The organism is Pseudomonas sp. Irchel 3F3 (genome assembly GCF_900187545.1).
Lineage (GTDB): Bacteria > Pseudomonadota > Gammaproteobacteria > Pseudomonadales > Pseudomonadaceae > Aquipseudomonas > Aquipseudomonas fortuita.
In genome coordinates this window covers 547,613-561,718 of record NZ_FYDS01000002.1, presented here as the reverse complement: position 1 = coordinate 561,718, position 14,106 = coordinate 547,613, and the positions used below count along the sequence as shown (strand labels likewise).

The following is a 14,106-nucleotide window of genomic DNA, read 5'->3' as shown; positions in this document are numbered from 1 at the left end:
CATGGATTTTGAACTCAGCGAAGAGCAGCGTGCCATCGCCGAAATGGCGGGCAGCCTGATGAGCGACTACTGCACCGACGAGCGCCTGCGTGACTGGGACCTCTGCGGGCAAGCCTATATGCAAGACCTGTGGCACAGCTGCGTACAAACCGGCCTGCATGCCCTGGCTATCCCCGAAGCTGCTGGTGGCAGCGGGCTGGGCATGACCGAGCTGGTGCAGATCCTCGATGCCCAGGGCGGTGCCCTGGCGCAAGTGCCGTTGTGGCGTCACCAATTGGCCGCGACCACCCTCGCCGAGTTCGGCGACAAGGCCCTGGCACCATGGGTGGAACAGGCTGTGGCGGGCTCAGGCTTGCTGACCCTGAGCCTCGATGGCCTGAACACGGTGCGCGGCATCGAGCTCGAGGCCAGCGCCGAAGAGGGCGGGTGGCGCCTCGATGGCCGGGTTGCGGCACTCGCGTTGGCCGAGCAGTCGGTGGCAGCGCTGGTACTGGCCCGGGTGATGGGGCAGCCACGGCTGGTTCTGGTAGACCTTGGACAGTCGGGCATCAGCCGGGTAGCGGGGGTCATGACCCACGGCGAAGCCATTGCTGACCTCAGCTTCAGCGGCGTCACCCTGAACAATCTGCAGGTGCTGCCCGCCGCGGCCCTGGATTGGCTGGCACCGCGTGCAATTGCCTCCCTGGCGGCCTTGCAGTTGGGCGTCAGCGCCGAGCAGGTGCACCGCACCGTCGCCTATGTCAGCGAGCGTCAGCAATTCGGCCGCTGTATCGGGAGCTTCCAGGCCGTGCAAATGAGCATGGCCGACACCCATGTGCACCTGGAGGTGTTGCGCAGTGCCCTGTGGCAATTGTGCTACCGCCTCGACGCCGGTCTGCCGGCCCCTTCGCAGGCCTTGGCCACCGCGTACCTGGCGTGCGAAGCCGGGCACCGCATCGGCCACACCGCACAGCATGTGCATGGCGGCATCGGCGTCGACCTGACGTACCCGATCCATCGCTTTCTCTACTGGAGCCGCGCCCTGAGCAGCGCATTGGGAGGGTCGTCGATGATCCTGGAGCGTCTGGGCGACTGGTTGAGCGATAACACTACCTTGGGATGGAAATATGACCTCGATGAACACCAAGCGCTTTGAAGACGTGCGCCCTGGCGAGCAACTGCCCGAGCTGACGATCCCGATCACGGTTGGCCTGATTGCCGGTGGGGCGATAGCCACACGCGACTACTTTCCCGGTCACCATGACCTGGACGCGGCGCGCGAGCTGGGTTCGCCCCATATCTTCATGAACATCCTGACCACCAACGGCCTGGTGCAACGCTTCATCGAGCAGTGGAGCGGCCCGCAGGTTCAGTTCCGTACGCTGAAAATAAAACTGGGCGCGCCAAACTACCCCGGCGACAGCATGACCCTCAGCGGCGAAGTGACCCATCAGGATGCGGCTACGCGCAGCCTGGAAGTGACCCTCAAGGGCAAAAACTCCATGGGCAATCACGTGACCGGCACGGTCGCGCTGGTTCTGCCTTGATCCGCGGGAGACAACACAGATGACGAATTCGTCGATTTCCGGGCGCGCTGCCATTGCAGGGCTGGGCGCGACCGAGTTTTCCAAGAATTCCGGGCGCACCGAACTGCGCCTGGCCATGGAAGCGACCCTGGCAGCGCTCGAGGACGCCGGAATTGACCCTGGCGAAGTGGAGGGTTTCAGTTCCTATTCGGTCGATAAGGTACCGGAGTACGAAATTGCCCGCCTGCTGGGCTGCAAAGACGTCAAGTTCTTCTCCCAGGTGCCCCACGGTGGCGGCGCCGCCTGCGGGCCGGTGATGCATGCGGCGATGGCGGTGGCCACCGGGGTGGCCAAGGTGGTGGTGGTCTATCGGGCGATGAACGAACGCTCCTGGTACCGCTTCGGTACCGGCAGCTATGGCTTTGCCTCGACGCCGACCTTCGAGAACGTGAACTACGGCTGGTACATGCCGCACGGCTTTCACACCCCGGCGGCCTGGGTCGGCATGTTTGCCCAGCGCTACATGCACACCTACGGTGCTACCTCCGAGGACTTTGGCCGGGTGGCGGTGGCAGTGCGCGATTTTGCCGCCACCAACCCCCAGGCATTTTTCTACGGCAAGCCCATCACCCTTGAAGAACACCAGGCCTCGCGCTGGATCTGCGAGCCGTTGCACCTGCTGGACTGTTGCCAGGAGTCCGATGGCGCGGTGGCCATGGTAATCACCTCGGCCGAGCGGGCCAGAGACCTCAAGCAAAAGCCCGTGATCATCAAGGCCGGCTCCCAGGGCATCAGCGCGGGGCAACAAGTGATGACCTCCTACTACCGCGACAACATCACCGGGCTGCCGGAAATGGGTGTGGTCGCCAAAGAGCTCTACAGCCAGTCGGGCCTGGGCCCGGAGGCGTTGCAGACTGCCGTGATCTACGACCACTTCACGCCATTCGTACTGCCGCAACTGGAAGAATTCGGCTTTGCAAGGCGCGGTGAAGCCAAGGAATTCATCCGTGCCGGGCACCACGCCCGTGGCGGCAAACTGCCAATCAACACCCACGGCGGGCAGTTGGGCGAAGCCTACATCCACGGCATGAATGGCATCGCCGAAGCCGTGCGCCAGGTTCGGGGTACGGCGGCCAACCAGGTGGACAGTGTCGAAAACGTGTTGGTGACCGCCGGAACCGGCGTGCCTACCAGCGGCCTGATTCTCGGCGCGGTATAAGGAGCGTCCCATGTTCGTCGATCTCACCCCCGAACAGCATGCCCTGAGGCTAAAGGTCCGGGACTATTTCCAGAACCTGATGACCCCCGAGCTTCGCCAGCAGATGCGCGGCACCGAAGGCGGCGAGCTGTTTCGCCGCACCATCGCCCAGATTGGCCGTGACGGCTGGCTGGCGGTTGGCTGGCCGAAGGCCTATGGCGGCCAGGGTTACGCGGCCACCGAGCAATTGATCTTCTTCGAAGAAGCCAACATCGCTGGCGCACCGCTGCCGTTCGTGACCATCAGCACCGTTGGCCCGGCCCTCATGGCCCACGGCTCGGCGCTGCAAAAAGAAAAATTCCTGCCCGGTATCGCCGCCGGCGAGATCAACTTTGCCATCGGCTACTCCGAAGCCAGTGCCGGCAGCGACCTGGCCGTGCTGAAAACCACCGCGCGCGAAGACGCCGACGGCTTTTTGGTCAACGGCAGCAAACTGTGGACCTCGGGCGCCGACTCGGCCGACTACATCTGGTTGGCGGCACGTACCGACCCGGAGCAGGCGCGGCACAAGGGCATCTCGATCCTGATTCTCGATACCCAGGCCGAAGGCTTCTCCAGTACGCTGATTCCAACCTCCGGCAACCCCACGGCCGCCACGTATTACGATAACGTGCGGGTGCCGAGGGATATGCTGGTGGGCGAACTGCACGGTGGCTGGAAACTCATCACCGCACAGCTCAACCACGAGCGCCTGGGCCTGGGTGCCTGGTCGGACAAGGTCGTCAGCCTGTTCAGCCGGGTGTACCTGTGGGCACGTTGTGCCGATGAGCAAGGCCAGCGTGCTACCGACCACGCCTGGGTGCGCCGCGATCTGGCCGAGTGTTATGCCCGGCTCGAAGCCATGCGCCTGATCAACTTCCGTATTGCCGCCGACCTTGAGCGGGACCGCGTCGATGTCGCGCTGGCCTCGACCACCAAGGTCTACGGCTCGGAATCGGCGATCGAGATCCTGCGCAAGCTGTCGGCCATCGTCGGTGCCAGCGGCTTGACGCGGGCGGGCTCTGCGGCGGCTTATCTGCTCGGCGAGCTGGAGTATGAAGTGCGCGCCTCGGTGAACCTGACCTTCGGCGGTGGTACCAATGAAATCCAGCGCGAGTTGATTGCCCAGTTCGGCCTGGGCATGCCGCGCACGCAACGCTGAGTCACCGTTGTACCCTTGAAGCGAATAACAATAACGTCCCTTTCAGGTGAACGAATGAGCGCAATCGAGCAGTTCAGGCAAGCGACGCGCCAATGGCTGGAGGCCAATTGCCCGCCATCGCTGCGCACGCCCACCCCCGACGGCGAAATCGTCTGGGGTGGCCGTCAAGTAGACTTTCCCAGCGAAGACGCCCGGCTCTGGTTCGAGCGTATGCGTGACAAAGGCTGGTTCTGCCCGCAATGGCCCAGCGAATACGGCGGGGGCGGGTTGAGCGCCGAGTACAACGCGGTGCTGGAAAGCGAGCTGCGCCGGCTAAAGTGTCGGCCCGCGCAGATCAACCTGGGTATCTGGATGCTTGGCCCGGTGCTGTTGGAGTTCGGTAGCGAAGCGCAGAAACAGGCGCTGCTGCCACCGATGTGTCGTGGTGAGGTGCGCTGGTGCCAAGGCTTCTCCGAACCCAATGCTGGTTCCGACCTCGCCAGCCTGAAAACCTCGGCGGTGGCCGATGGCGATGACTTCGTGATCAACGGCACCAAGATCTGGACTTCCTATGGCGACAAGTCCGACTGGATGTACGCCTTGGTGCGCACTGATCCGAAAGCGCCCAAGCACCAGGGGATCAGCCTGATCGTGCTGGACATGAAAAGCCCTGGGGTGAGTGTTTCACCGATTGACCTGATCAGCGGCAAATCGGCTTTCTGCCAGGTATTCTTCGATAACGTGCGCGTTCCGCAAAGCCAGTTGATCGGGCCGCTCAACGGTGGCTGGAACCTGGGCAAGAGCCTGCTGCAGCACGAGCGCAAGGCCATGTCCAAGTTCGGCGAGTTCAGCCTGCCCACGCACTTTCACCTGCTGCCGTTGATCGAACGCTACCTGCCCGACAGCCAGGCGCCTGACGACCAGGCCCTGCGTGCTCGGGCCCAGGCCTGCGCGATGAATGAACAGGCCTACAACCTCACCGTGCAGCGCATGGGCGAGGAGGCCCGGGCTGGCCTGGATATCAGCGCGATCATGGCCATCATGAAACTGGTGCATACCGAGCAGGAACGCGACAAGTTCGAGATTCTCCTCGATGCCCTTGGCTACCGCGCGCTGGGCGTTGAAGGCGAGCCGTTCAGCGGCCAGGAACTGGCGATTACCCGAGGCTGGCTCAACAGCTATGCCCTGACCATTTCCGGCGGTTCGTCGGAGGTGCAGTTGAATGTCATCGCCAAGCGGGTCTTGAACCTGCCCAGTGCTTGAGGGGAGTGTGAACATGAGTCTGGTGTATAGCGAAGAGCAACGCCTGTTGGCCGACAGCGCCCGCGAATTTCTCGCGGCGCGCAGCCCGGTGGCGGCGCAGCGGCGCCTGCGCGACGAGGCAAGCGTGCCAGGGTATGACCCGCAGCTGTGGCAAGAAGCCGTGGGTCTGGGCTGGAGTGGCATTCCATTTCCCGAGGCGTTGGGCGGGCTTGAATTCGGCTGCATGGGCCTGGGGCCGATTTTCGAGGCCATGGGCAGAAACCTCTCGGCTTCACCCTTGTTGTCCAGTGTGGTACTCGGTGGCTCGCTGATCCATCTGGCTGGCGGCGCGGCGCAACACGACCAGTGGCTGACGGCGGTGATCAGTGGCGAGCGGCGCCTGGCCCTGGCACTGGATGAAAAACCGCGCCATGCCCCTGAGCACACGGCACTGACGGCGACGGCCGAGGCTGGTGGTTATCGTCTGGATGGCGAGAAATTCTTCGTCATCGATGGCCTGGGCGCCGATGCCTACCTGGTAGCGGCGCGCACCAGTGGCCGCGCGGGTGAGAAGCAGGGCATCAGTGCATTCCTGATCCCGGCGAACACCCCGGGCTTGCAGGTCAGCGCATTGACGCTGATCGACTCGCGCAATTGCGCGCGGCTGCGTCTGAGTGCCGTGCAAGTGGGCAGCGAAGCTTTGCTCGGTACGCTCGGTGGGGCTTGGTCGGTGCTGGACGAGGCGCTGGACCGGGGACGTGCTTGCCTGGCCGCCGAGTTGCTCGGCGCTGCCGAGCAACTGTTTGCCATGACCCTGGAATACCTCAAGACCCGCGTGCAGTTCGATGTCCCCATCGGTTCGTTCCAGGCCCTGCAACATCGGGCCGCGCGCTTGCATGTGGAGTTGCAGCTGGCCCGCAGCGCGGTGATGGCGGCGTTGGCCGCACTCGATGACAACGCGTTGAGCGCGGCCGAGCGCGGGCGGCTGGTGAGCCTGGGCAAATGGAAGGCCGGCGAGGTGGCCGCCCAGGTCAGCAATGAGGCGGTACAGATGCACGGTGGCATCGGTGTCACCGATGAGCTGGACGTCGGCCTTTACCTCAAGCGGATTCGCGTGGCCCAGGCGTGCCTGGGTGACAGTGACTTCCAGTGCGCGCGCTACGCCGCTTTCGCGTCTTTGGAGAGCTAAGAACATGAAGCTGGAACAGTGGCGCAACGCCTGGCAGCAATTGATTGGCCCTGGTTCGCCGTTCGAGGTGGTGTCTTCGCCCAACGACGGCCTGCGGTATTTTCGCCATGCACCTGCGAACTTGCTCGAAGCCATCGATGCGGGCCGTGCGCACGGTGACCGTGAGTTTCTGGTGTGGGAGCAGCAACGGCTGACGTTCGCCGGCTTTTTCGATCAGGTCGACCGCCTGGCTGCGCAACTGGCGCAGCGCTTCGGGGTAAAGCAGGGTGATCGAGTGGCCATTGCCATGCGCAATCAGCCTGCCTGGCTGGTGGCCTTTGTCGCGGTGCAGCGTTGTGGCGCGGTGTGCGTGCCGTTGAACAGCTGGGGCCTGCGTGACGAATTGTTCCATGGCCTGCAAGACAGCGGTGCGCAGGTGCTGGTCTGTGACGAACAACGCCTGCAATTGCTGACCAGCGATCTGCTCGCACAGCGACTGGTCAGCATTGTGGTTGGCATGCCGGCGGGGCAAGCATTATCGGCCAACTGCCAGCGTTTCGAAGATCTGATCCAGGGGCCGCTGCTGGCGCTGCCGGCCATCGAGATCAATCCGGCTGACCCGGCGCTTATCCTCTATACCTCTGGCACCACCAGCCGGGCCAAGGGCGTGCTGTCCAGCCATCGGGCCATTTGCCAGGCACTGGCCGCGCTGGAGTTCCAGTCGGCGTTCTGCGCCGTGAGTTCGCCCGAGCGTATCCAGGCGGTAATCGCCAGCGGCTTGGCGCCGACCAACCTGATGGCGGTGCCGCTGTTCCATGTCAGTGGCCTGCACGCCCAGTTTTTGCTGGGGCTGCGCAGCGGCCGGCGCTTGTTGCTGATGTACAAATGGGACGTGGACAAAGCCTTCGACCTGATTCGCGACGAGCGCTGCACCCAGTTCAACGGCGCACCGGTAATGATGCAGCAATTGCTTGGCTCGCCGCGGTTTGCCAGCACCGACAGCGACAGCCTGTACGGCCTCGGCCTGGGCGGGGCGGTGGCTTCCAGCCGGCTGCTGGCGCACATCAGCAAGCGCAAGCCCCATGCGATTGGCGGCAGTGGCTATGGCTTGACCGAAAGCAACGGCATCGGTGCCGCGGTGGGCGGCGATCAGTTCGTCTACAAGCCCGACTCGGTGGGCTGGCCGCTGCCGATCGTAGATGTATGCATCGGCCCGGACCCGTACTCACCGCTACCCGCGGGGCGCAGCGGTTTGATCTGGCTACGTTCGCCGACCCTGATGAGCGCCTACTGGCTGTTGCCCGAAGCCAGTGCCGAGACCTTGCGCGACGGTTGGCTCGACACCGGTGATATTGGCCATCTGGACGACGAGGGCTTTCTGTACATCACCGACCGTGCCAAGGACCTGATCAACCGGGCGGGCGAGAAGATATCCGCCAGTGAAGTGGAGTCGTGTATCTGCGAAATGCCTGGCGTGACCGAGGCGGCCGCCTTTGCCCTGGACGATGAGGAACTGGGCGAGCGCCTGGCCCTGGTATTGCGCAGCGAACTGCAGCCAGCGCCTACCCCGGAGCAAGTGTGCGCCTTTATCGGCCAGCGCCTGGCGGCCTACAAGGTGCCAGCCGAGGTACACCTGCGCCGCGATCCGCTGCCGCGTAATGCGTCGGGCAAGGTGATCAAGGCGCAACTGAAGGAATCATTGGTCGGCGCCTGACTGATTAGTCTTTCCGGACGATGTACTCCCCCGCAGATCAGGAACAATGGAGGTACCCCAGTAGTCCTGGTCTGCGAAGGAGCCAACCGATGAAAATAACAACAAAAGGCGTGATGTTCGTAGCTGCAGTGGCCGCCAATGTCGGCCTGCAAGGCAACGCACTTGCGCAAGTGTCGCCTGAAGAGGCTGCCAAACTCGGCAAGGAACTGACCTGTGTCGGTGCCGAGAAAGCCGGTAATGCCGAGGGTACCATTCCGCCCTACACCGGCAAGTACCTTGGCGAAGTGCCGGGCTGGAACCATGTGAAGTTCTCTGGCGATCAACCGGTCGACCCTTACGCCAACGAAAAGCCCATCCTGGTGATCACCGCGCAGAACATGGGCCAGTACGAGAGCCATTTGACCGAAGGCCAGAAGGCCCTGCTCAAGCGCTATCCCACCACCTACAAAATGAACATCTACCCGGGCCATCGGGACTTTCGTTACCCGGACTACGTCTGCGAGCGGGCGATGAAGAACGCCTTGAGCGCCAAGCTGGTCGACGACGGCATGGGCATCGAGGGGATTGGCCAAGTCCCGTTCCCGATTCCGAAAAACGGCATGGAACTGCTGTGGAATCACCAGTTGCCGGCACGGGCCTACACCGAAGAAAAGGTCAGCGACCTGGCTTCGGTGTTGCCAAACGGCAGCATCGGCTGGGGCCGCGCCTATGCGCGCAACCTCTCGCAAGCCAACTCACCGACCGTCGAGCCAAAAACCGAAGGCCAGATACAAGCCATGAGCTGGAACACCACCTTGAAGCCGGTGCGCGACAACGGTGTGGTGAGTATTTCGCAAGAGCCCTATAACTTCCTCGCCAACCCTCGCCAGGCCTGGAGCTACAGCCCGTCTACCCGGCGTGTGCGGCAACTGCCTGGCTACGGGTACGATCAGCCGATGATCGGCACCAACGGGACCATGACGGTTGACGAAGACCGTCTTTACAACGGTTCGCCCGAGCGCTTCAACTGGACGCTGATCGGCAAGCGCGAAGTCTACGTGCCGGCCAACGCCTTCAAACCCAATACCGGTGACATCAAGTACGCCGACATGCTTACCCCCAACCACCCCAACCCCGACTACATGCGCTACGAGCTGCGCCGTGTGTGGGTGCTTGAGGCCAAGCTGAAAGAAGGCTACCGCCATGTATACGGCAAGCGTGTGCTGTTTATTGACGAAGACACCTGGAACGCGGTGGTTTCGAACAACTATGACAGCCGTGGTGCGTTGTGGAAGCACGCGATGATCAACTACTACTACCACCCGGACATGAGCGCCTGGCAGGCCGGTTCGCAGTTCTTCATGGACCTGAACTCGGGCCAGTACACCGGCTACGCCATGACCAACGAATCGAAGAAAGGACCGATTCTCAACGAAGCCAAATTCACCCCGGACATGTACACCGCCGATGCGGCGAGGGCGATGGGGCGGTAACGACAAAGCCAAAAAAACCCCAGGTAGAACCTGGGGTTTTTTTGGCTTCAGGCTTCTCGCCCAGCGCGATTGCCGGCGGCGATGGCGCCTTCGATGTAACCCAGGCTCTGACAGTCACCAATGCTGACGACCTTCAACCCGGCACTGCTCAGTGCATCGCTCAGGCGGGTATCAGGCGTCGCACCACTGGCCAGCACCATCGAATCACCGCGCACCTCGGCAGCTTCACCTTCGGCTGTCTGATAGCGCACGCGGTTACCGTCGATGGCGGTAACGCTCACCCCGGTCAGCAGCTGCCCACCGTGCACACGGATGCCATGCAGCACCCGCCAACGCCGCACAATCGCCAGTTCCCGGCCCAGGTGGCCGCTGTTTTCCAGCACACACACCTGACGCCCACGTGCAATCAGGAACTCCGCCAGTTCCAGCCCCACCAGCCCACCGCCGACAATGATCACGCGTTTGCCCAGGGGCATCCACACGCGTGACAGCTTTTGCATGGCGTCGGTGCTGTCGGTGACGCCGATCAGGTTGCCGGCCTTCATCAGGGTGCGTTGCGTCAGCGACAGCTTGCGCCGGGCGATCTCTTCGGCACGGTCGCCGGTCATCAGCCGGCGCAGTTCATCACCACTCCAGACATGATCCTGCTCGGCGCCTGGGATGCCCGGTGCGGCGCGCTGTGCGCCGGTGGCCACAATCACTTGATCGACGCCCAGGTCGCGCAGCAAGGCTGCATCCACCGTACTGCCCATGCGTACATCGATGGGCAGTTGCCGCACCTGGTACAGCAGGTTGTCGAGCAGGCGTCCGTTTTCGGGGTAGGCGAGGGCAGCAAAGAACAGGGTGCCGCCCAGGCGGTCACTGCGCTCGAGCAGCGTCACGCGATGGCCGCGCAAGGCCGCCACGCGCGCGGCTTCCAGGCCCGCCGGGCCACCGCCGATCACCGCCACATGTTGCGGGGCTGCAACCGGAGTGATGACGCGCTCGCTTTCATGCCCGGTTTGCGGGTTGACCGCGCATTTGACCCGCTCGTTGATAAAGATCTGGCTGACACACACGTAGCAGTAAATGCACGGTCGAATGGCCTGCAGCTCACCGGCCTGCAGTTTGTTGGGCAATTGTGGGTCGGCCAGCAACTTGCGGCCCATGGCGATGAAATCACACTGGCCGGCGGCAATCGCGGCGTCGCCGGTTTCTGGTTCGATACGCCCGACGGCAATCACCGGAATGCTTACGCATTGCTTGATGGCCGCTGTCCATTGGAGAAAAGCCCCGGGCTTTTGCACCAGCGGCGCTTCGGTAAAGGCCACGCCGCTACTGGTCATGGCGTAGGCCGAGACACTGACTGCATCGGCGCCGGCGCCCTCAGCCAGGCGAGCAACCGCCTTGGCATCGTCGAGGGTGATGCCACCGGGGGTCAGCAGTTCTTCGGCATCCAGCCGCAGCCAGACGCCAAAGCCGGTGCCAACCCGCGCCCGTATGGCGGCCAGGACCTCAAGCAGCAAGCGCGCACGGTTTTCCACTGTGCCACCGTATGCGTCTTCACGGCGGTTGTAATACGGCGATAAAAAGCCGGCGATGATGTAGTTGTGCGCGGCATGGATTTCCACACCGTCGAACCCGGCGCGATGTGCACGCTCGGCAGCGGCTGCGAACCATTCGACCATCTGTGCGATGTCGTCCTGGTCCATCACCCGCATCTCGATCCTGCCTTTGCGACCGCGTACGGCGCTGACAAAGGAGGCGAGTTCTTCCGGGGTCAAGGCCTGCATCATGTCGGAGGTACTGGCCGGGGGCAACGACGGCACCCACAGTGGCCGGCCCGCAGCCATGTCCCGTATGGCGTTCTTGCCGGCGTGCTGCAGCTGCATGGCGATCTTTGTACCGTGCCTGTGCACGCGTTCAGCCAGTTGGGCAAGGCCCGGGATGAATTCATCAGAAGAGACACCGACCTGGTACGGCTCGGCGGTACCGGCCGGGAAGGCGACGGCGCACACCCCCATGATCAATAGCCCGGCACCGCCTTCGGCACGTGCTTCGTAGTAGGCCTGGATACGTTCGCCACAGTGCCCGTCGGATTCGGCGAAGTTGGAGCCCATGGGCGCCATGATGATGCGATTATGCAGTTGAAGGGGGCCGATGCGGCCAGGCGCAAGCAAGTGGGAGAGTTTTGTCATTGTTATGTCAGCCCTTGGTAGAAGCCAGTCGATACGACAGCGGCCAGGTTGCTGCTGTCGCAAGGTACGTTGCGTACGACGACTAGGCTTGGCGCAGGAACTCGAGGCAGGAACGGTTGAACAACTCACGGTGCTCCACCTGAACCCAATGTCCACAGCGATTGAGCAGAATAAAGCGGGCGTCAGGGGCGTTGTCGAGCACTTTCATCGCGCCACCGACCGGGTTGAAGTTGTCGTTGGTGCCCCAGAACCCCAGAATCGGTACCCGCAGCTCCTCGAGGCGCTCGGTCATGTTCGGCACCATCATGGTCGAGAACAGGCAGTGCGGCTGGTATTTGGCCACGGCAACGCGTTCGGCCAGCAGGCTGTCGGGCAGTTGCGAGGCATCGAACAGCTGCAGGCTCATGATCTGGCGCATTTTGTCGATGTCGAGCGGGCCGGCATTGAACAGCTCGACCATGCGCTGAATACCGATCTTCTTGAAGTAGGTTTCGCGCTCTTCGACACCGCCCGGGGCCATCAGGATCAGCTTGTCGAGCAATTGCGGTTCGGCCAGCCCCAGGCCAATGGCGATGGCGCCACCCAGGGAATTGCCGAGCAGGGTACAACGTTGCACTTCAAGGGCCTTGAGCAAGCCGGACACGGCGTTGACGAAGAAATCCAGGTTGTACTGGACGTTGTCGGGCTTGTCCGAACGGCCGAAGCCGGGCAGGTCGATCACCAGGTTACGAAAGCCGGCCGCAACGAAGTCGGGGTAGTTGCCCTTGAAGTTGCTGTAGCCACTGGCGCCCGGGCCACTGCCATGCAACCACACCACGACGGGGCCGCTCCCTTCGTCGAGGTAATGCAGGCGCAGGCCGTTGTCGAGGGTGACGAAGTGGCCGATAGGCAACGGTAGGTCTTGTTCTGACATCTTCGAATCTCCATTGATCAGGCAGTTACGGCATTTTCAGGGGTGGCAGTCGGTGCAGCCGATCGCTGCAGTTGGGCGCGGTAGCGGGGCAGGGCCATGCCCAGGAATACGGTCGAGAGCATCAGCATCGAAATGGAGGCGGCCAGGGCGTAGCGCAGCGCTTCGGTGCCGAGGGACGGGGCGAGCAGATCGCTGAGTACGCCGATCAACAGCGGGCCAACGCCGACACCCAGCAGGGTCATGGCCATGACGAAGATTGAAGTTGCCTGGGCCAGGCGCGCAGCCGGGAACAAATGTGTGACGGCGCCCAGGCACGGGGTCGCCCACCAGGTACCAAAGAAGGCAAAGCCTGCATAGAAGAGGAATGCCGTCGGCACCGGGGTGCTGCCCAGATGGAACAGAATGCCGGTTGGCCAAAGGAAGTACGCCAATGCGAACGGGATACTGACCAGGGTGGCTAGCAGCGGGACGCCGATCTGCCAGCCGGCATCACGGCGAGCCATGCGGTCGGAGATTATGCCGCAGGCCAGAGTGCCGAAGGTGGCACCGCTGCCGCCCACTACGCCGACCAGAAAACCTGCATCCTGCAGGTTCAAACCGTGGGAGCGGATCAGGAAACTCGGGCTCCAGGTGCCAATCGCATAGCCGGCGATGGCGCTGGACGCGCCGGTCAGCACCAGCCAAAGGAACGATGGGGTTTCCATCAGCTTGGCCACCGTCTTCGCCCAGCCTTCTTGAATGACTTCGACCTTGGTCTGCACTTCGCTGGCAATTTTCGGCGCACGGACCGTGAGCCACAGCAGCAGCCCCAGCAGGATGCCCGGTAGACCAATGATCACAAACGCCGAGCGCCAGCCATAATGCTGGGCGATCCAGCCACCAAAACCGAGGCCGAATATGGCGCCGAAGCTTGAGCCAAGCATCAGGATGGACAGCGCAGTGGAGCGATTTTTTGCTGGGTAAAGCTGCGAAATCATCGCCACCGAAGGCGCCGTGCCGCCCGCTTCACCAACGGCTACGCCGATCCGCGCCAACACCAGCAGCCAGAAGCTGGTGGCCAGGCCACAGGCCATGGTCATCACACTCCAGGCAATGCAGCAGGCGGCGATAACCGGTTTCGGCCCGATACGGTCGGAAAGCCGGCCCAGGGGGAAGCCGAACAGGGTATAGAACACCGCAAATGTCACCCCCGAGAGCAGGCCGATGCCCGTGTCGGAAATGCCGAACTCCGCCTTGACCGGCTCGATCAGGATCGCCATCAACTGCCGGTCGATGTAGTTGAAGATGTAAATCACGGCCAGCACGAACAGTGCGTAGTGGCTACGCCAGGTAACGCGGTTGGAAGAGTTCACGACGGGTGCTCCCGGTTTTGTTCTAGTGAGCAGGAGCGTGGCGCCGATCACGCTCGGGCACATCGTCCATTCAGACCACTTGCTTGCGGCACAGCGGGCAAGCGCGGCTGCGTAGTCTTATCGGACGATGTTGCGGTTTTGTACAGGGTTAATGATTTGTCCCGTGCTCGATCATCCAGCGCGTT

At 62.8% G+C, this 14,106-nt stretch carries 11 protein-coding genes; 8 read left to right on the top strand and 3 right to left on the bottom strand.

Features of this window, described 5'->3' with window-relative positions; translation table 11 throughout:
• Position 1 precedes the first annotated feature (1 nt).
• From CKW35_RS06005 to CKW35_RS05970, 8 genes are all read left to right on the top strand, one after another.
• Entirely contained in the window at positions 2 to 1,135 is a 1,134-nt protein-coding gene (locus tag CKW35_RS06005; protein WP_016486826.1) for an acyl-CoA dehydrogenase family protein, read from the top strand.
• A complete protein-coding gene (locus tag CKW35_RS06000; protein ID WP_024717895.1) occupies positions 1,107 to 1,526 on the top strand; it encodes a MaoC family dehydratase in 420 nt (139 codons plus the stop codon). Before CKW35_RS06005 ends, CKW35_RS06000 begins: the two co-directional genes overlap by 29 nt.
• 19 nt (positions 1,527 to 1,545) lie before the next feature.
• Positions 1,546 to 2,724, top strand: coding sequence for a lipid-transfer protein (locus CKW35_RS05995; RefSeq protein WP_016486828.1), 1,179 nt, complete (start codon positions 1,546 to 1,548; stop codon positions 2,722 to 2,724).
• Positions 2,725 to 2,734: 10 nt separating this feature from the next.
• Positions 2,735 to 3,904: an acyl-CoA dehydrogenase family protein gene (locus CKW35_RS05990; RefSeq protein WP_016486829.1), complete on the top strand. Its 1,170-nt coding sequence runs from the start codon at positions 2,735 to 2,737 to the stop codon at positions 3,902 to 3,904.
• A gap of 54 nt (positions 3,905 to 3,958) precedes the next feature.
• Positions 3,959 to 5,146 (top strand): acyl-CoA dehydrogenase family protein, encoded by a 1,188-nt coding sequence (locus tag CKW35_RS05985; protein WP_016486830.1) that lies wholly within the window; start codon positions 3,959 to 3,961, stop codon positions 5,144 to 5,146.
• A gap of 13 nt (positions 5,147 to 5,159) precedes the next feature.
• Entirely contained in the window at positions 5,160 to 6,314 is a 1,155-nt protein-coding gene (locus CKW35_RS05980; RefSeq protein ID WP_016486831.1) for an acyl-CoA dehydrogenase family protein, read from the top strand.
• Between the two features lie 4 nt (positions 6,315 to 6,318).
• Positions 6,319 to 8,007 (top strand): class I adenylate-forming enzyme family protein, encoded by a 1,689-nt coding sequence (locus CKW35_RS05975; RefSeq protein ID WP_016486832.1) that lies wholly within the window; start codon positions 6,319 to 6,321, stop codon positions 8,005 to 8,007.
• Between the two features lie 89 nt (positions 8,008 to 8,096).
• Entirely contained in the window at positions 8,097 to 9,479 is a 1,383-nt protein-coding gene (locus CKW35_RS05970) for a DUF1329 domain-containing protein (protein WP_256583367.1), read from the top strand.
• A 47-nt stretch (positions 9,480 to 9,526) separates the two neighbouring features.
• On the opposite strand, the gene CKW35_RS05965 is transcribed toward CKW35_RS05970, so the two are convergent.
• From CKW35_RS05965 to CKW35_RS05955, 3 genes are all read right to left on the bottom strand, one after another.
• Positions 9,527 to 11,656 carry an FAD-dependent oxidoreductase gene (locus tag CKW35_RS05965; protein WP_095115410.1) on the bottom strand — a complete coding sequence of 710 codons (2,130 nt, stop codon included), beginning with the start codon at positions 11,654 to 11,656 and terminating at the stop codon, positions 9,527 to 9,529.
• An 82-nt stretch (positions 11,657 to 11,738) separates the two neighbouring features.
• Positions 11,739 to 12,569, bottom strand: coding sequence for an alpha/beta fold hydrolase (locus CKW35_RS05960; RefSeq protein WP_016486835.1), 831 nt, complete (start codon positions 12,567 to 12,569; stop codon positions 11,739 to 11,741).
• Between the two features lie 17 nt (positions 12,570 to 12,586).
• A complete protein-coding gene (locus CKW35_RS05955; RefSeq protein WP_016486836.1) occupies positions 12,587 to 13,921 on the bottom strand; it encodes an MFS transporter in 1,335 nt (444 codons plus the stop codon).
• Between the last annotated feature and the right edge of the window lie 185 nt (positions 13,922 to 14,106).

What these genes read in the sequence shown, in the direction of transcription:
- CKW35_RS06005 (WP_016486826.1), top strand. Translation starts at nt 2, where the DNA reads ATGGATTTTGAACTCAGCGAAGAGCAGCGTGCCATCGCCGAAATGGCG.
- CKW35_RS06000 (WP_024717895.1), top strand. Translation starts at nt 1,107, where the DNA reads ATGACCTCGATGAACACCAAGCGCTTTGAAGACGTGCGCCCTGGCGAG.
- CKW35_RS05995 (WP_016486828.1), top strand. Translation starts at nt 1,546, where the DNA reads ATGACGAATTCGTCGATTTCCGGGCGCGCTGCCATTGCAGGGCTGGGC.
- CKW35_RS05990 (WP_016486829.1), top strand. Translation starts at nt 2,735, where the DNA reads ATGTTCGTCGATCTCACCCCCGAACAGCATGCCCTGAGGCTAAAGGTC.
- CKW35_RS05985 (WP_016486830.1), top strand. Translation starts at nt 3,959, where the DNA reads ATGAGCGCAATCGAGCAGTTCAGGCAAGCGACGCGCCAATGGCTGGAG.
- CKW35_RS05980 (WP_016486831.1), top strand. Translation starts at nt 5,160, where the DNA reads ATGAGTCTGGTGTATAGCGAAGAGCAACGCCTGTTGGCCGACAGCGCC.
- CKW35_RS05975 (WP_016486832.1), top strand. Translation starts at nt 6,319, where the DNA reads ATGAAGCTGGAACAGTGGCGCAACGCCTGGCAGCAATTGATTGGCCCT.
- CKW35_RS05970 (WP_256583367.1), top strand. Translation starts at nt 8,097, where the DNA reads ATGAAAATAACAACAAAAGGCGTGATGTTCGTAGCTGCAGTGGCCGCC.
- CKW35_RS05965 (WP_095115410.1), bottom strand. Translation starts at nt 11,656, where the DNA reads ATGACAAAACTCTCCCACTTGCTTGCGCCTGGCCGCATCGGCCCCCTT.
- CKW35_RS05960 (WP_016486835.1), bottom strand. Translation starts at nt 12,569, where the DNA reads ATGTCAGAACAAGACCTACCGTTGCCTATCGGCCACTTCGTCACCCTC.